Here is a 15,677-nt window from a genome sequence, read left to right as displayed (position 1 = left end):
CCATGGAATCAAGAAAAACACAGTTATGGGTAGGCGTTTTTGTTGTCGTCGGTATTTTGGCTTTGTTCTTTATCGCATTAAGGGCAGCCAGCGGCACTATGACAACATCGGGAGATAGCTACACCCTGTACGCTAAGTTCGATAATGTTGGTAGTCTGAAAGTCCGCTCGCCGGTGAAAGTCGGTGGTGTGGTTGTGGGTCGTGTTACTGATATTTCATTGTCGGGTGACTACTATGAGCCGCGTGTGACAATGAGCATTAGCAAAGATTACGACAAGTTTTCTGAAGCCAGTACATTGTCGGTGTTGACGTCAGGACTCCTGGGTGAGCAATATCTTGGACTTGAACCCGGCTTTATTGATGACAGCGTAGGTACGTTAGAAGACGGTGATACCATTACTGATACCAAGTCAGCATTGGTTTTAGAAAACCTGATAGGCCAGTTTCTGTTCAGTCAGGGCAATGAATAAGTGGTAAGGAGAGCACCATGGCAGTAAAACAATGGATAACGGCCGTTTTTGTAACCTTAGTACTGGTTGCATCCGCGTCAGCCGATTTAATTCGTAACGATGATCCGCAAGAGTTATTGAAAGCAGTTGCTGAAAAAACCTTTGATCGCATTGCATCGGACAGAAACAAAATTGACGCAGATCCTAATTATCTAAAGGAAGTCGTTGAAGATGAGATGATGCCTTATGTTGACAATATGTATGCGTCGAAGAAAGTATTAGGCCGTTACTTGCGCGACACGACAAAAGAACAGCGTGAACGTTTTTACCAGGCTTTCTACGATTACTTAGTGGCGACGTATGCCCGTGCTTTTACTCAGTATGACGAGGACAAGCATAAGGTCACTTTTGAACCTAGTCAGGAAATTTCTGATGATGCACGTTCGGCCGTCGTGAAGGCGCGAATAAAAGAAGAAGGGCGCCCGGAAATTCGTCTGGATTTTCGTATACGATACGACTCTGATGAAGAAATTTGGAAAGCCTACGATTTAGTTGTTGAAGGTGTCAGTCTGCTGAACAGTAAGCAAAGTGAAATTTCTTCGGTTATCCGGGCTAATGGCATTGATAAAACCATCGAGCTGATTGAAAAGAAAGCTTCCGAGCCGATTAAGGCAGATGACGAAGTAGAAAGCCCGGCAGAGGGACTCTAATGTTAGCATCGGTGAAGGTTAGCGATGATAAGACACTGGTTTTTAGCGGTTCATTGACTCGTCACAGTGTTGCTAAACTGTGGTCACAGCGCAAAAGCTGGTCGGTGGGAAGCGAAACCCGGGTTGATTTAACCGATGTAGAGGTTATCGATACTGCCGGGGTGGCTTTTTTGCTTGAAATATTGAAATTGGTTGGCGATGGGAAAGGTCCGTTAACCTGTATCGGAGCATCTGAACAGCTGAAACAAATTGCCCGCGTTAGTGGCGTTGAGTCGCTGCTTTCGTTAAGCTAGGCGGTCTTATTAACTTTTAAGCCAACGGCAGATAACAATGAATACTGAAGAACTGAAAACTTTGCTGAACGATGCGCTTTCTCTGGAAGAGCTTCTGGTTAAAGCTGAAGGCGCGAATGTAGAAATTATTGCTGTCAGCGAAGACTTTAAAGATATGAGTCGGGTAAAGCGTCAGCAAGCCGTGTATGGTCCTCTAAACCCGTTGATTGCCGACGGTTCAATCCATGCCGTATCGATAAAAGCTTACACGCCGGAAGACTGGGCGCGTGATAAAAAATTAATGATGCCATAAGGTTGTTGGTTAGTTGATGGATAAATTTAAAATACGTGGAGGCCAACCTTTGTCAGGTTCGGTCACTATTTCAGGGGCAAAAAATGCCGCGCTGCCTATTTTAATGGCTTCGCTGTTGCCGTCTGAAAAAATAACCCTGTCTAATGTTCCCGACCTTCACGATGTCGACACAACTCTGGAGTTACTCGATTGCCTGGGCATTAGTCATAGCAACCTGAATAATAATAGCGTTTGCATTGACCCGACCACGCTTAATCACTTCAAAGCGCCTTATGATCTGGTTAAAACTATGCGTGCTTCTATTTTGGTTTTAGGCCCGTTATTAGCTAAAACCGGTAAAGCGGAAGTATCTCTGCCGGGTGGTTGTGCTATAGGCGCACGGCCGGTAAACCTTCATATTGAGGGCCTGCGTAAAATGGGCGCTCATATTGACGTTGAAAATGGTTACATTAAAGCGTCAGTAGAGGGGCGTCTGCAGGGCGCAGAGATTTTGCTCGACACGGTCAGCGTGACCGGCACTGAGAACTTAATGATGGCAGCGGTACTGGCTGAGGGTGAAACGGTCATAGAAAATGCCGCTCGAGAGCCTGAAGTCATTGATTTAGCAAACTTTCTTAACAGCCTGGGCGCGAATGTCCGCGACGCAGGAAGTGACACCATTCATATTACAGGTGTTAATAAGCTGCATGGTGGTGAATATAGTGTCATGCCCGACCGTATCGAAACGGGGACGTTTTTAGTCGCAGCTTTGGCAACTGGAGGTTCGGTGCGTTGCGAAAAAATTGACCCGGCAAGCCTTGATGCGGTGTTGAAAAAGCTGGAAGAAGCTGGCGCGACAATTGATAAAGGTGATAACTGGATAGCGATACAGAGCCATGGCCGGCCTAAAGCAGTCAATATTATTACGGCTCCTCATCCGGCTTTTCCAACCGATATGCAGGCTCAATTTTGTGCGCTAAATGCCATTGCAGAAGGTACCGCCGGTATTCGTGAAACGATATTTGAAAACCGCTTTATGCACATTCCTGAGTTACGACGCATGGGCGCAAATGTCGAGTCGGAAGGCAATACTGCACTATGTCACGGAGTTGATGAACTGACCGGCGCAGAGGTTATGTGTACCGACTTACGAGCTTCAGCCTCTCTTGTTATAGCGGGTCTGGTTGCGACCGGAGAAACTGTTGTCGAGCGCATCTATCATATTGACCGGGGCTATGAAGGGATTGAGAAAAAACTTCAGGGCTTAGGTGCTGATATTGAACGAGTAACGGTTTAGCAGCCGTTATCTGGGTAATTCGGCCACTGTTACGGTGGTCGTCATTCGCTTTTCATTACGGTAAAATTCCACTTCTAATTTAGTGCCGGGCTCACTACCTGCAACCCGGTCAAGCCCTTCCGGCGCAGAGCGAACAGGGTCACCACCAATAGCCACCAGAAAATCGTTCGGTTGTAATCCTGCTTTTGCTGCCGGACTATTCCGTTCAACTCCGGTTATTAATATGCCTGACAGTGATTGTTCTTCACTAAAGTTTGGATTAACGCTAATACCAATGTATCCGCGTACCACTTTCCCTTCCTGAATAAGGGTTTTCATTACTTTGCGTGCATTTTCATAGGGTACGGCAAAATAAATGCCTTCGCCGCCATCTCCAAAAGCCGAATTATAGCGGGCGTTATTGATGCCGATAAGTTCTCCGGCGGTATTAACCAAAGCTCCGCCTGAGGCACCCTGGTTGATCACTGCGTCCATTTGAATCAAATCGGAATAGGAATTGCTGACACCAACCCGACCGCCGCTGGCACTGACAATACCTTGCGTAATTGTCTGGCCAATATTGTATGGATTACCTATGGCGAGGACAATGTCACCAACCCGTACGCGGCGTGTTGACTGTACAGGAATTACCGGTAGGTTCTCTGCATCAATTTTCAGCACAGCTAAATCGGTGTAACGGTCACTACCAATTAACTGAGCGGCATAGCGTCTGCCGTCCTGCAGCGCGACTTCAATTTTATCAACATTATCGACAACGTGATGGGCGGTCAGAATATATCCCTGAGAGTCCATAATAACGCCTGAACCTAAACGCCAGACACGTGATGACTGAGGTTGATAATAAGACCCCTGAATTTCCCCCATACTATAAATATTCACAACGGCGGGGGCGGCTTTTCGGACGGCCTGATTAAAGGAGGTAATTTCGTTGCCGTTTTGTCTTAATGATTCGGACTGTGCCCAGAAAGGTTTAGCGATAATAACAATAGCCGCAACAACTAGGCCTAAGCCAACTGACTGAAGTAAAAATCGTAAAGTTGAAGAAAGTTGTTGCATACCAGCTTCCGGTTAAATCAGGTGGTATCAGCATAGCACTGATACCACCTGCCTGTCACAATGTCAGTTTGCGTTACGCAACACAATAAAGAGTGAACTGTCGCCTCGTTTTATATTAAGGGCTATAACACCGCTCTTATCTTCAATTGCTGCCCGCAACTCCGATATTGAGCTCACTGCCTTTCTGTTAACGCCCTGAATAATATCGCCTTCCTCTAGGCCAATTCGCGCAGCAGGAGAACGCTCTTCAAGCTCTTCTACTTCAATTCCATTTCCATCCGTTGCAGCAAGAGTAGCGCCCTGTAAAGCTGGGTGAATTGACTCAGCTGTAACAGACATGTCCTGTGCACCAAGGGTGACGTTAATCGATTGCTCTTCACCGTCGCGAATCACCCCAAGCTTTAATGAGTTCCCTGAGCCTATAGAGCCGACCATTGCACCAAGCTCCGAAAATGAGCGGATTGTCTGCCCATCGACTGAGATAATGACATCGCCGGATTCAATACCAGCTTCAGCTGCTGAACTACCCGGTACGACCTGTGAAACAAAAGCCCCCCGGTTGACCGGAATATTCAATGCCTGAGCAACGTCGTGAGTTAAATCGTTACCCCGGACTCCCAGTACACCGCGGCGAACTTCGCCAAATTCAATCAATTGTTGTACTAAGTTATTCATCATGTCCGATGGAATAGCGAAACCGATACCGATATTGCCACCGTTAGGGCCGAGTATCGCGGTGTTAATTCCAATGAGTTTGCCGTCTAAAGTGACCAGAGCACCGCCCGAATTACCGCTGTTAATAGCGGCATCGGTCTGGATGAAGTTTTCCAGTTCTTCAATGCCAAGACCTGCTCGACCTAGAGCGCTAACGATACCGGAGGTTACTGTCTGGCCAAGCCCGAAAGGGTTACCAATAGCGACCACGAAATCACCGACTCGCAGCTCGGATGACTTGCCAAGCTCTATGGCGGTGAGGTTTTCGCCGTTCTCTATCTTTAGCAAAGCCACGTCGCTGCGTTCATCAGTGCCTATAACTTTAGCATCAAACTCACGGCCATTTTTTAGGGTGACGAGAATTTCTGTAGCGTCGTCTACAACATGGTTATTGGTTACTACATAGCCTTTTTCCGCATCAATAATCACGCCGGAACCTAAGCCTCTAAACGGGCGCTCACGGACTTGTTCACGTGGAGAATCCGGGCCAAAAAAGAAACGAAGCGCTTCCGGCAGGCGTTGTCGTACTTCTCGCTTACCTTTTACTGAGATATTGACGACGGCGGGTGTTACCTCCTCAAGCATCGGCGCTAAGGTCGGCTGTTCGTCGTCATTGCCAAAAAAAGGAATGCCAGCATGGGCAGAAGGTATAGAGGTGAAGCTAACAACACAGATTAAACTGAATAATGCTAAGACTCTTTTCATGATTCGAGTGACTCCTTAATAAAGCACTAACAAACGGTCGCCAGTTAAGACCGCTTGTCAGCTATATGAGTTCACTCTAAAAATGTTTCAAGATGTTTTTGAGGACTCTTTTTCTTGATCTTGCTCGTAACTACTTGAAAAGAGCCCGCTGGAGCCCTCTGTGTAATCGCGGGGAATATCATTGGCGCTATAGCTGTCACGGCCTGAACGGTGATCTTTATTTAATGAATTGGCCACTCGCAGTTGCTTAATTGTGTCTTCTGCGAAAAAAGGCAGGTCACTTTGTACATCGCTTTTCTCAAGCAGCTCAGCACTTTGGTTTAAGTAGCTTTGTAAACGTTGCTGGGTATCTGCCAATTGTTCGACCATAGCGTTTGCGGTGGCGAAGTGTTCGGCAACTTCTCTTTGGTAGTCGGTTAAACGCTGCTGACTTTGCTGTACTTGCTCTTCGAGATCGCCTGACAGGCCTTTCGACTGGCTGTAACGAGCCGCAAAAAAGCCAATGATAGCACCAGCAACGACCAACAGAACCCCAATAATCCAACTCATAATTAACTCCTGAACAAGCTGTCGCAGCGGCGAATGATTGCTGCGCTTCACCTTCATGGTAACATATTAACTTATAGGATAATCCCAACTGAGGTGAAGTGGTAGTGTCCAAACAGCAAATGTCTCCACTAGAACGTTATCAGTATGATATAGAACACAATGATTTCTCGAAAGATGCTGCGCAGCTAAACGCTGTTAAACATTTGCAAAGACTGCATGGTGAGCTTATTGAGTGGCATCAATATCAGACTCTGCCAGGCTGGCAAAAGTGGTTTAACAAAGAGCCGGATCAGCCTCAGGGCATCTACTTTTGGGGTGGTGTCGGCCGTGGGAAAACCTATCTGGTTGATACCTTCTTTGAAAGTCTGCCAATTGAGCGTAAATGGCGAATCCACTTTCACCGATTCATGCACCGGGTTCATAATGAACTTAAACAACTGGATAAGCAGAGCGATCCGTTACGCATTGTGGCTGATAACATTGCCGCCGAAGCACGAATTGTCTGCTTTGACGAGTTTTTTGTGCAGGATATTACCGATGCCATGTTACTGGGTAGGCTGTTTGAGTACTTATTTGAGAAAGGGGTGGTGCTAGTAGCGACTTCAAACATCGTTCCTGACGAACTCTATAAAAACGGACTGCAACGCGCACGTTTCATTCCTGCTATTAAACTCATCAATCAGCACTGCGAAGTGGTTAATGTGGATAGCGGCATTGATTATCGTCTTCGAACGCTTACCCGGGCGGAAATTTTTCATTCGCCACTGGATGAAAAAGCCGATAAGAATTTATGGAAATACTTCAAAGAGCTAGCGCCTGAATGTAAAGAGCGTTACGAATCAGACTGTATTGAAATTGAAGGACGGGATATTGACGTTCGGGCAGAGTGTGACGATGTGGTATTTTTTGATTTTACCTCCATTTGTAAGACAGCCCGTAGCCAAAATGACTACATGGAAATAGCCAGACTTTACCATGCGGTATTGATTAGTAATGTTGAGCAAATGGGCGCGGGGAAAGATGATACGGCTCGCCGCTTTATAGCGTTAGTTGATGAATTTTATGAGCGTCGGGTGAAACTGATTTTGTCAGCAGATGTGAGTATTGAAGCTCTCTATACGGAAGGCCAGTTAACTTTCGAGTTTCGCCGTTGTGTCAGCCGACTGCAGGAAATGCAAAGTCAGGAATATCTGGCAATGGCTCATAAAGCATAAATTTCAGAAAATGCGTGATCTTTAACCGCATTTTTCCTATAATCCGCGCAGCCCACGTTACAGTCCGTTGTGTTACATAACGTAATGCAGCGGTCGCAGCAGATAACTAAATGATTTCTATCATTTTTTTATTGTTGTGATTCGCGGGGAAGCCCGGAATTACTGTCCGTGAACTTTTAAAATGTAGGTTTTATACAATGAAAACATTTGTAGCCAAGCCAGAAACGGTAAAACGCGACTGGTACGTAGTAGACGCTGAAGGCAAAACTTTAGGTCGTTTAGCTACTGAAATCGCTCGTCGTTTACGCGGCAAGCATAAGCCTGAGTACACTCCTCACGTTGATACCGGCGACTATATCGTCGTCATTAACGCTGAGAAAATTACTGTTACCGGTAATAAAGCTCAGGGCAAGATGTACTACTCGCACACTGGATTTCCGGGTGGTATCAAATCAATCAGTTTTGAAAAACTGATTGCTAAGAAACCAGAGATGGTCATTCAGAAAGCGGTGAAAGGTATGTTACCCCGTGGTCCATTGGGTCGTGCCATGTTCCGTAAACTGAAAGTGTACGCAGGTACTGAGCATAACCATATTGCTCAACAACCTAAACAACTGGATATATAATACGGAGCAAGAACACTATGGCAGATAATCAATACTACGGTACTGGTCGTCGCAAAAACTCCACGGCTCGCGTATTTTTGCGTCCTGGTAGCGGCAACATCAAAATTAACAACCGTGAACTGAACGAATACTTCGGTCGTGAAACGGCTCAAATGGTTGTTCGTCAACCATTAGAATTAGTTGAAATGACTGAAAAGTTTGACATGTACATCACTGTAAGTGGTGGTGGTACTACCGGTCAGGCGGGTGCAATTCGTCACGGTATTACTCGTGCATTAATGCAATACGACGAAGCTTTACGTGGTCCATTACGTAAAGAAGGTTACGTTACCCGTGACGCTCGTCAAGTTGAACGTAAGAAAATCGGCTTGCATAAAGCACGTAAACGTCCACAGTTCTCAAAGCGTTAATTCGTCTTTGTTTTTTGTGGCAAAACCCAGCTTCGGCTGGGTTTTTTTATGTCAAAAATAAATGGAAATAGACCAATAAGGGCGGCTATTAAGCTTGTAAAAAGTGTGTCTTTTCATTATCATCTCAAAGCATTTTCTGTAATCCGCATCAGCGGACAAAGCAGCAGCTAATTCCCGACTTCGCGACAACGCATCGTGGAGCGTCCAAAACTGGAGAATAGATGGATGAGCAATGCGCCTGTAGATAAAGGCCGCCGTCGTTTTTTGACTGTCGCAACCTCAGTGGTAGGTGGTGCAGGAGCGGTAGCAGTAGCCGTTCCTTTCATAGCATCGTGGAACCCAAGTGCGAAAGCAAAAAACGCGGGAGCGCCCGTAGAAGTAAATATACGCAAAGCTGAGCCTGGCCAGCTAGTCCGTGTTAAATGGCGTGGCAAGCCTGTGTGGGTGGTTCGCCGTACACCGGACATGCTTGAAGAGTTGGGTGAAATAGAAGGTAGGCTTCGCGATCCGAATTCTCAAGAGCCGCAGCAGCCACCTTATGCGGCAAATCAATATCGCTCAATTAAAGAAGAATTCTTCGTTGCGGTTGGTATTTGTACCCACCTTGGTTGCTCTCCATCTTATCTTGCGAGCGGAATGGGGGAGCACGTTGAGGGCGTTGAGTCTGGCTTTTTCTGCCCATGCCACGGTTCTAAATTTGATGTCGCAGGGCGCGTATTCCAAGGTGTTCCTGCACCACTGAACCTGGTCGTGCCGCCACATTATTTTATCGACGATAACACCATTTTGGTGGGTGAAGATAAGGGGCAAGCATAATGTTTAAGCGATTTGTAGAGTGGATGGATGCCCGCATCCCCATGACCAAAACCTGGAACATCCACCTGGCGCAGTATCCAGCTCCAAAAAACTTTAACATGTGGTATGTTTTTGGCTTTTTGGCAACCATCGTATTAATTAACCAAATACTGACTGGTGTCTGGTTAACCATGAACTATGTGCCAAGCGCCGACGGTGCCTTTGCCTCGGTTGAATACATCATGCGTGATGTCGAATACGGCTGGTTGTTGCGTTATATGCACTCCACCGGTGCCTCTGCGTTCTTCGTTGTCGTTTATCTGCATATGTTCCGCGGTATGATGTACGGTTCTTACCAGAAGCCTCGTGAGCTTATTTGGCTGTTTGGTATGTTCATCTTCCTGGTACTGATGGCCGAAGCCTTTATGGGCTACTTGCTGCCTTGGGGACAAATGTCTTACTGGGGCGCACAGGTTATTATTTCACTATTCGGTGCCATACCGGTTATTGGTGATGATTTAACCTTATGGATACGTGGTGATTACGTTATTTCCGGAGCGACGCTAAACCGCTTCTTCGCATTGCACGTTATTGCTTTGCCGCTAGTACTGGTTATTTTGGTGTTCCTGCACATTGTCGCTTTGCATGAGGTTGGTTCGAACAACCCTGACGGTATCGATACTAAGAAGCCGAAAGGCTCTGTGCCAGACGAAGAAAAGCCGAAGTTTAAGTTCCACGAGCGTTTTACTAACAAGAAAGACATTGTCGATTCTATTCCGTTTTTCCCTTACTACATTATTAAGGATTTGTTCGGGTTCGGCGTGTTCTTGTTCTTGTTCTGTTACGTTATTTTCTTCAACCCGGAAATGGGAGGCTTTTTCCTTGAGCCGCCTAACTTTGAGCCGGCGAACCCCTTGAAAACACCGGAACACATTGCTCCTGTATGGTATTTCACGCCGTTCTATGCAATTTTACGTGCGGTGCCTGACAAGCTGTTTGGTGTTATTTTGATGTTCGCTGCTATTGTCTTCCTGGCCCTGTTGCCTTGGCTAGACCGTGGGCGAGTACGTTCTATTCGCTATCGTAGCCTGTTGCATAAGCTAAACCTCGGCGTATTTGCCATCAGTTTCGTTGTGCTGGGTTATCTGGGAACGCAACCGGCAACTCCTGTTGCAACAATATTCGCACAGATATTTACGTTCCTGTACTTTGCATTCTTCGGGCTGCTTTGGTTCTACAGTAAGCGCGAGAAGACTAAACCGGTACCAGAAAGGGTGACGTCGAAATGAAAAAATTGTTAATCGCTCTTATAACTTTGGTTCCGTCGCTTGTATTTGCGGCGGGCCCTGAAGTTCTCTTGGACAAGGCCGAAGTCGACTTACACGATAAAGCCTCACTGCAGCGCGGCGCGCAGTTATACATGAACTACTGTCTGGGTTGCCACCAACTGCAGTACCATCGTTATAACCGTACTTTTGAGGATCTTGGTATTCCGCAAGAGTTAGGCGAAAAGAACTTGCAGTTTACCGGCGACAAAGCCGGTGACAGAATTACCAATAATATGAATCCTGAATCAGCAGCGAACTGGTTTGGTACCGCGGTACCCGATCTAACGAACGTAGCCCGTGTACGCGGAGCGGACTGGATTTATACTTATTTACGTTCATTCTATAAAGATGACAGCCGTCCTTTCGGCGTCAATAATGCGGTGTTCCCAAATGTGGGAATGCCTCATGTATTGCAAGAACTTCAAGGGCTTCCTGAAAAGACTTACGAAGAACGCATGGTAGACGGTGAAATGAAAGACATGTACGTCGGTATTGAAACCGATGGCAGTGGCCGTTTATCCGAAAGTGAATATGATCAAGCCATGTTGGACTTAACTGCTTTTCTGGTTTATACCGGAGAACCTATGTTGCTAGAACAACGCCGCACGGGTTGGTTTGTTTTTGGTTTCCTGCTGGTATTCACCATTTTGGCATGGTTACTGAAAAAAGAGTTTTGGAAAGACCTGAAATAATCGGGACTTATCAGTCTGTTAGACAACGACTTAAGAAAGGGTGGCTTGCCACCCTTTTGCCGTTGATATTATCTGGAGAAAGGAATGGCTGTTGCAGCAAATAAACGCTCAGTAATGACGTTGTATTCAGGAAAGGATGACTTAAAGAGTCATCAGGTACGTCTTGTGTTAGCTGAGAAAGGTGTTGGTGTCGAAATTACGTATGTGACCGACGAGAGTACGCCGGAGGATTTGTTACAGCTTAATCCGTACCCAGAGGCTAAACCGACTCTGGTTGATCGTGAGCTTGTGCTCTATAACGCTCAAATTATTATGGAATATCTGGATGAGCGTTTTCCGCATCCTCCGTTAATGCCTGTTTATCCGGTTGCCCGTGGTACCAGTCGTTTAATGATGTACCGAATTGAGCGCGATTGGTACAGCCTGGCTGAGAAGATTCAAAAAGGCGACGCTCAGGCAAGACAGGAACTGAAAGAGGGTATTCTTTCTCTGGCTCCTATTTTTGCTGATACACCGTATTTTATGAGTGAAGAGTTCAGTCTGGTTGACTGTTATCTGGCTCCTTTGCTTTGGCGTCTGCCTGCCTACGGCATTGATTTAGAAGGTCAGGGCGCAAAAGAAATAAAGCAATATATGGTACGTTTGTTTGAACGCAAAACGTTCCAGGACTCTTTAACAGATGAAGAGAAAGAACTCGCGCGTAATTAATTTCATCGACGTCGAGGAGTTTTACTATGACGCCGAAAAGACCTTATCTGCTGCGTGCACTATACGAGTGGATAGTTGATAACGACCTGACACCGCACTTAGTGGTTGATGCTACTATTGTTGGCACTGTTGTGCCTCAGAACTTTGTTAGTGAAGGACAAATTGTACTAAACATTTCGCCAACAGCGGTTCAGGGGCTGCAACTGGCTGACCATGAAGTTCGCTTTAACGCGCGCTTTGGTGGACAGCCAATGCAGGTGATTGTGCCCATGACGGCGGCTTTAGCTATCTATGCCCGTGAGAACGGTGCCGGAGCGATGTTTGAGGCCGAGCCCGAACTGGATAAAATGCCCGAGCTTGAGGACGAAGAGCCGGTCAGCGATGAAGCTGAACATAAACCAGCTAAGAAAAAGCCTAACCTGAAAGTTGTTAAGTAAAAATCAAAAGCACTAACGCTTAATGGTTAGTGCTTTAATTACTCGCTCAACGCCATCTACATTTCGTGCTACCTCTACTGCAGCATCTGCCTCAGCCTGGCTTACATGGCCCAGCAAAAAAACCTCAGCATTTTCCGTCACTACTTTGATATTAGTCGCATCTATAGACTTATTGTTAGCAAACTTAAGCTTAACTTTGCTGGTTATCCAGCTGTCTCCAGCGCGTACAGCAGCGGATGCTTTAGATCCAATACGCAACTGGTTAAAAATTTTATTGATGCCGTTAGTGTCTTTGATAACGTCTTCAGCTCTTCTTTTCAGAGCCTCGCTCGGAACCTGGCCAACTAAAAGAACATTGGTATCGTAGCTGACGGCAACGACTCGAGAATCATCAAGTTGCTCATCATTTCCCAGCTTAGCGTTGGCTTTCAGTTCGATAGTTTGATCATCTATCTGTGTTCCAATGGTACGGGGGTCGGTGGCTGAAGATACTCCCACCGCGGCTGCTCCTACGGCTACTGCAGCGCAGCCCTGTAAACTTAATAAACTGATAAAAACGATGGGTAAAGCGGTTTTAGATAACGTCATATGCTTCAGTGCTCCTGCGGAAAGATCGTGTTTTCAATTTGTTCACATAAGCCATGGACAATAAACAGCTGAGTTTCTAGTATACGAGCCGGATTTAAACTTGGGGCTCTTAATTCGATATCGTTAGCGCCCAACAGTCCCGAAACAGAGTCGTTACCCTCGCCGGTTAAAGCAATAATAAGCATATCCCGGCTAATAGCGGTTTCCATAACGGATGCCAGCTCCTCATTTCCCTGGTTATCCGCTATGACCAGTAAAATATCACCTGCCTGGCCGAGGGCTGCAAGCTGCTTCTGCTTGCCAAGAGTCAATGCCAGTACCGGAAAAGGAGGACGTTCTAATTTCATACCTTCGGTCATGAGGTTAGCAAAGTGTTCTGCAACGATGCTCGTCGTGCGGTCGCCACAGCAGAAGACACGTTGGCCATTCAACAGGTTAGCAACTAACAGTTCAACTGTTGTGGCCATTTCGTCGGTAAGACTCTCTACCGCTGAAATTTGTGTCTGTATGCTTTCTGTAAAAAGCGCCTTAATTAACTCGTCATTCATAGTCAGAATGCGTCCTTAAACCATTCAATTTTTGTTGGCTGACCCACTATTGCAATTACGTCGAAACGTATAGCTGCAGTATGTTCATCGATATTATTACTGAGTAAATAGTGACGAGCCGTGTGTCTAACCCGGCGGCATTGCTGCGGCTGAACCTGCTCTATAACCGATGCAAAGCTTTCATCGTCGCGGAATTTCACCTCGCAAAATACCCAGTAATGCCTATCCCGGGCAATGATATCAATTTCACCGCCGTCAATACGGTAATTTTTGCAAATAATTGTAAGGTTATTTTTCTTCAGAAACTCGGCTGAGAGTAATTCAGCGCGCTTACCGGTAACGACTTCCTGCATTGTCTGCTTCCTTAGCTAAGGTGATTTCTCCTTTACTAAAGGTAGCCCAAATAAGCTTCCGCTGAACAACTGAGTTATCAATATGGAGTTCGCCACTTAGGCCGGACCAGACCAACCCTGGCATGCGATTCATCATTTGCAGTCGTTGGATCAAGGATACGCTGTCGTAACCCATAGCGGTTAAACGTGCCAGCGACAGCCCCCAACCATTTCGTAGCTCAAGCCACTGACTTAACAGTATATTTTTCCCCGAATTCTCAATTAGCCAGGGAATATCTGAAAAAACGATACCGTTAAGATCGGAGTCGCCTAAACGATTTCTGAGTTCATGGGTAGCAGAGCTGGCATAGACCTGAATAGGTTCTGCAAACGGGGAAACGCTGACATCAATAAAAGGTTTTAACAGACGTGTCTGTTGTAGATTACCCGGCAGATAAATAGCACTAATGTCGCGTCGGCTGCGTTCCTGCTCATCGACAATAATTTTCCCTGCTGCAATCTTAACCGCGCGGATACGTTGCTGACTGTCAGTTAAACCCAGTGAACGCTCCACTGTGGCTTTCATATCTTCGCGTTCAGAGAAGTAAGAAACCCTGGGTTCTCCTGCCTCGTTATTGTTCCAGCTTGACTTAAAGGCATCAACCATTCTGCGGCCACTGGAGCCATCAGCGGTAATTATCAGTGCACTCTTCGATTCGGGGAACTGTGTGTTAATTTGTTGCGCGGCTTGATGCGCTTCGCTGTCTGGGCTTAATGCGAAAAACACATTGGTCAATGAGTTTGGGGCTAATTTCTCATCGTCTATCTGATTAAGGTAAACCTGAGGAATCCCGGCAAGAGGTTGCTCCGCCCAGGCCGCTACTTTGTCCTTTAACAGTGGGCCAATAATTCCAACCGGGCTTAGCTCCTGTATTTGTTTTTGTTGAGACTCAATATCGCCCGTTTCGCTGTCGATGAAAACAACTCTTAAATTTTTTATTTCACCGGTGCGGGCGATAACTCCGTCACGCACTGCCTGGCCTTGTTGCTTGTAGCGGCCGGATAATGGTAATAACACCGCGAGGGTCGGTTCCGGAGATGCCTGCCCGGTTTCCGGTGCATCTTCTGACGGCTTTAATGATGGTTCAAGCCAGATGTCGACCAGTGCCGCAGCATCGTGGTCTGGAAAGCTTTGCTGCCATTGATTTAAGTAAGATTCCAGGCTATCCGGTGAGGTCATTGCCTGATGATGATAATCCACCAGTCGCCACCAACCTGCGAGGGCTAAGTCGTTAGGGCGCTGTTGCGGAAGCTCTTCTCGTTTAATCCGACGGGCTATAGACCAGACTGTATCTGTATTGGGTTGTTCTGCAAAGCGCTGAGCATCAACCTGCCACACCAGCGACTGCCAGTAGTCGTGTTGCTGATAAGCCGCCTGAGAAAGTAGTTGCAGACTAAGAGCGCGAAATTCTCTTTGATTAAACTGAGTGGCGACATCTTCCAGTTCTTCTATCACCTTTGACCAAATTTGCTGCTCTGCGGCCCAACGTGCTTTTGCAAGGCGGTAATATTTTTGACTGTGACGAGTAATTTTTTGAGCTCTTAACTGCGAAAGAATAGCGGCCGCTTGTTGCCATTGTTGCTCACTTTGAAAAGCATTAGCGGCTCGTATTAAAGCGGAGTGTTGCTCAACTTCATTTTTTGCAGCAGCGGCTTCCTGTAACCAGTCCCGGGCTGATTTTTCTTCTTTTAAGCTTAATTCCTGGTCAGCAACATCGACCGTCTTTGCCGGTTTATCTGCTGATCGGTCAGGTGCCGAGGTACACTGGGTTAATACCAGTAATGCCATTAGAGCTAAAAGTACAAATGAATGAGTTCTAAACACTGTAAGGTTCCGCTTTGGTGCCTGTTCGGTGATACTATAAACGGCATTGACGTTGGAAACAAACAGAGAC

The 15,677-nt window shown here is 46.4% G+C and carries 20 protein-coding genes; 13 read left to right on the top strand and 7 right to left on the bottom strand.

Translation table 11 applies throughout. The features are described 5' to 3' along the window. Positions 1-2: 2 nt before the first annotated feature. Genes mlaD through murA form a run of 5 tightly spaced genes read left to right on the top strand, consistent with a single transcriptional unit; the run spans position 3 to position 3,020 of the window. Positions 3-470 carry an outer membrane lipid asymmetry maintenance protein MlaD gene (mlaD, locus tag RJ32_RS02075; RefSeq protein ID WP_034818660.1) on the top strand — a complete coding sequence of 156 codons (468 nt, stop codon included), beginning with the start codon at positions 3-5 and terminating at the stop codon, positions 468-470. A gap of 17 nt (positions 471-487) precedes the next feature. Then, entirely contained in the window at positions 488-1,159 is a 672-nt protein-coding gene (locus tag RJ32_RS02070; protein ID WP_011233667.1) for a phospholipid-binding protein MlaC, read from the top strand. Continuing rightward, positions 1,159-1,452 (top strand): lipid asymmetry maintenance protein MlaB, encoded by a 294-nt coding sequence (locus RJ32_RS02065; RefSeq protein WP_011233668.1) that lies wholly within the window; start codon positions 1,159-1,161, stop codon positions 1,450-1,452. Before RJ32_RS02070 ends, RJ32_RS02065 begins: the two co-directional genes overlap by 1 nt. A 37-nt stretch (positions 1,453-1,489) precedes the next feature. Then, positions 1,490-1,744 (top strand): BolA family protein, encoded by a 255-nt coding sequence (locus tag RJ32_RS02060; protein ID WP_011233669.1) that lies wholly within the window; start codon positions 1,490-1,492, stop codon positions 1,742-1,744. Positions 1,745-1,760: 16 nt separating this feature from the next. Beyond that, on the top strand, positions 1,761-3,020 hold the full coding sequence (gene murA / locus RJ32_RS02055) for a UDP-N-acetylglucosamine 1-carboxyvinyltransferase (protein ID WP_034818657.1): 1,260 nt from the start codon (positions 1,761-1,763) through the stop codon (positions 3,018-3,020). Positions 3,021-3,026: 6 nt separating this feature from the next. Here murA and RJ32_RS02050 read toward each other — a convergent pair whose 3' ends face one another. From RJ32_RS02050 to RJ32_RS02040, 3 genes are all read right to left on the bottom strand, one after another. Next, positions 3,027-4,076, bottom strand: coding sequence for a trypsin-like peptidase domain-containing protein (locus RJ32_RS02050; protein WP_011233671.1), 1,050 nt, complete (start codon positions 4,074-4,076; stop codon positions 3,027-3,029). Positions 4,077-4,139: 63 nt separating this feature from the next. Beyond that, positions 4,140-5,495 carry a DegQ family serine endoprotease gene (locus tag RJ32_RS02045; RefSeq protein ID WP_034818655.1) on the bottom strand — a complete coding sequence of 452 codons (1,356 nt, stop codon included), beginning with the start codon at positions 5,493-5,495 and terminating at the stop codon, positions 4,140-4,142. An 87-nt stretch (positions 5,496-5,582) separates the two neighbouring features. Further along, positions 5,583-6,044: a YhcB family protein gene (locus RJ32_RS02040; RefSeq protein ID WP_034818653.1), complete on the bottom strand. Its 462-nt coding sequence runs from the start codon at positions 6,042-6,044 to the stop codon at positions 5,583-5,585. Between the two features lie 119 nt (positions 6,045-6,163). Here RJ32_RS02040 and zapE point away from each other — a divergent pair, with 119 nt between their 5' ends. The 8 genes from zapE to RJ32_RS02000 all read left to right on the top strand — a co-directional run bounded on the left by zapE (position 6,164) and on the right by RJ32_RS02000 (position 12,254). Continuing rightward, positions 6,164-7,258, top strand: a complete 1,095-nt coding sequence (gene zapE / locus RJ32_RS02035; RefSeq protein ID WP_034818748.1) for a cell division protein ZapE — start codon at positions 6,164-6,166, stop codon at positions 7,256-7,258. Between the two features lie 197 nt (positions 7,259-7,455). Continuing rightward, positions 7,456-7,884 (top strand): 50S ribosomal protein L13, encoded by a 429-nt coding sequence (rplM, locus tag RJ32_RS02030; RefSeq protein WP_034818651.1) that lies wholly within the window; start codon positions 7,456-7,458, stop codon positions 7,882-7,884. 17 nt (positions 7,885-7,901) lie between these two features. After that, positions 7,902-8,294 (top strand): 30S ribosomal protein S9, encoded by a 393-nt coding sequence (gene rpsI / locus RJ32_RS02025; protein ID WP_011233676.1) that lies wholly within the window; start codon positions 7,902-7,904, stop codon positions 8,292-8,294. 225 nt (positions 8,295-8,519) lie between these two features. Beyond that, complete coding sequence (gene petA / locus RJ32_RS02020; protein WP_011233677.1) at positions 8,520-9,110, top strand: ubiquinol-cytochrome c reductase iron-sulfur subunit; 591 nt, start codon at positions 8,520-8,522, stop codon at positions 9,108-9,110. After that, the gene (locus RJ32_RS02015) at positions 9,110-10,378 is read left to right on the top strand and encodes a cytochrome bc complex cytochrome b subunit (RefSeq protein WP_034818647.1); all 1,269 of its coding nucleotides are present in this window, start codon (positions 9,110-9,112) and stop codon (positions 10,376-10,378) included. The genes petA and RJ32_RS02015 overlap by 1 nt, the downstream gene beginning before the upstream one ends. Continuing rightward, complete coding sequence (locus tag RJ32_RS02010) at positions 10,375-11,109, top strand: cytochrome c1 (protein ID WP_034818644.1); 735 nt, start codon at positions 10,375-10,377, stop codon at positions 11,107-11,109. Before RJ32_RS02015 ends, RJ32_RS02010 begins: the two co-directional genes overlap by 4 nt. A gap of 84 nt (positions 11,110-11,193) precedes the next feature. Further along, positions 11,194-11,817: a stringent starvation protein SspA gene (gene sspA / locus RJ32_RS02005; protein ID WP_034818641.1), complete on the top strand. Its 624-nt coding sequence runs from the start codon at positions 11,194-11,196 to the stop codon at positions 11,815-11,817. Positions 11,818-11,843: 26 nt separating this feature from the next. Further along, positions 11,844-12,254 carry a ClpXP protease specificity-enhancing factor gene (locus RJ32_RS02000; protein WP_034818639.1) on the top strand — a complete coding sequence of 137 codons (411 nt, stop codon included), beginning with the start codon at positions 11,844-11,846 and terminating at the stop codon, positions 12,252-12,254. Between the two features lie 12 nt (positions 12,255-12,266). Here RJ32_RS02000 and dolP read toward each other — a convergent pair whose 3' ends face one another. From dolP to RJ32_RS01980, 4 genes are read right to left on the bottom strand one after another with little or no spacing between them, the layout of a single operon-like run. Continuing rightward, entirely contained in the window at positions 12,267-12,842 is a 576-nt protein-coding gene (gene dolP, locus RJ32_RS01995) for a division/outer membrane stress-associated lipid-binding lipoprotein (protein ID WP_034818636.1), read from the bottom strand. Positions 12,843-12,847: 5 nt separating this feature from the next. Beyond that, on the bottom strand, positions 12,848-13,390 hold the full coding sequence (locus tag RJ32_RS01990) for an SIS domain-containing protein (RefSeq protein WP_034818633.1): 543 nt from the start codon (positions 13,388-13,390) through the stop codon (positions 12,848-12,850). Positions 13,391-13,392: 2 nt separating this feature from the next. Then, positions 13,393-13,743 (bottom strand): YraN family protein, encoded by a 351-nt coding sequence (locus tag RJ32_RS01985; protein ID WP_034818631.1) that lies wholly within the window; start codon positions 13,741-13,743, stop codon positions 13,393-13,395. Continuing rightward, on the bottom strand, positions 13,721-15,607 hold the full coding sequence (locus tag RJ32_RS01980) for a penicillin-binding protein activator (RefSeq protein ID WP_034818628.1): 1,887 nt from the start codon (positions 15,605-15,607) through the stop codon (positions 13,721-13,723). Before RJ32_RS01980 ends, RJ32_RS01985 begins: the two co-directional genes overlap by 23 nt. Positions 15,608-15,677: the final 70 nt, after the last annotated feature.

It is taken from the genome of Idiomarina sp. 28-8, assembly GCF_000320945.2.
Taxonomy (GTDB): Bacteria; Pseudomonadota; Gammaproteobacteria; order Enterobacterales; family Alteromonadaceae; genus Idiomarina; species Idiomarina loihiensis.
The sequence above is the reverse complement of the archived record's forward strand: the minus strand, read 5'-3'. Positions and strand labels throughout refer to the sequence as shown.

Bases quoted from the DNA above. Each gene is read 5' to 3' on its own strand.
- mlaD (WP_034818660.1), top strand. From the start codon at position 3: ATGGAATCAAGAAAAACACAGTTATGGGTAGGCGTTTTTGTTGTCGTC.
- RJ32_RS02070 (WP_011233667.1), top strand. From the start codon at position 488: ATGGCAGTAAAACAATGGATAACGGCCGTTTTTGTAACCTTAGTACTG.
- RJ32_RS02065 (WP_011233668.1), top strand. From the start codon at position 1,159: ATGTTAGCATCGGTGAAGGTTAGCGATGATAAGACACTGGTTTTTAGC.
- RJ32_RS02060 (WP_011233669.1), top strand. From the start codon at position 1,490: ATGAATACTGAAGAACTGAAAACTTTGCTGAACGATGCGCTTTCTCTG.
- murA (WP_034818657.1), top strand. From the start codon at position 1,761: ATGGATAAATTTAAAATACGTGGAGGCCAACCTTTGTCAGGTTCGGTC.
- RJ32_RS02050 (WP_011233671.1), bottom strand. From the start codon at position 4,076: ATGCAACAACTTTCTTCAACTTTACGATTTTTACTTCAGTCAGTTGGC.
- RJ32_RS02045 (WP_034818655.1), bottom strand. From the start codon at position 5,495: ATGAAAAGAGTCTTAGCATTATTCAGTTTAATCTGTGTTGTTAGCTTC.
- RJ32_RS02040 (WP_034818653.1), bottom strand. From the start codon at position 6,044: ATGAGTTGGATTATTGGGGTTCTGTTGGTCGTTGCTGGTGCTATCATT.
- zapE (WP_034818748.1), top strand. From the start codon at position 6,164: ATGTCTCCACTAGAACGTTATCAGTATGATATAGAACACAATGATTTC.
- rplM (WP_034818651.1), top strand. From the start codon at position 7,456: ATGAAAACATTTGTAGCCAAGCCAGAAACGGTAAAACGCGACTGGTAC.
- rpsI (WP_011233676.1), top strand. From the start codon at position 7,902: ATGGCAGATAATCAATACTACGGTACTGGTCGTCGCAAAAACTCCACG.
- petA (WP_011233677.1), top strand. From the start codon at position 8,520: ATGAGCAATGCGCCTGTAGATAAAGGCCGCCGTCGTTTTTTGACTGTC.
- RJ32_RS02015 (WP_034818647.1), top strand. From the start codon at position 9,110: ATGTTTAAGCGATTTGTAGAGTGGATGGATGCCCGCATCCCCATGACC.
- RJ32_RS02010 (WP_034818644.1), top strand. From the start codon at position 10,375: ATGAAAAAATTGTTAATCGCTCTTATAACTTTGGTTCCGTCGCTTGTA.
- sspA (WP_034818641.1), top strand. From the start codon at position 11,194: ATGGCTGTTGCAGCAAATAAACGCTCAGTAATGACGTTGTATTCAGGA.
- RJ32_RS02000 (WP_034818639.1), top strand. From the start codon at position 11,844: ATGACGCCGAAAAGACCTTATCTGCTGCGTGCACTATACGAGTGGATA.
- dolP (WP_034818636.1), bottom strand. From the start codon at position 12,842: ATGACGTTATCTAAAACCGCTTTACCCATCGTTTTTATCAGTTTATTA.
- RJ32_RS01990 (WP_034818633.1), bottom strand. From the start codon at position 13,390: ATGAATGACGAGTTAATTAAGGCGCTTTTTACAGAAAGCATACAGACA.
- RJ32_RS01985 (WP_034818631.1), bottom strand. From the start codon at position 13,743: ATGCAGGAAGTCGTTACCGGTAAGCGCGCTGAATTACTCTCAGCCGAG.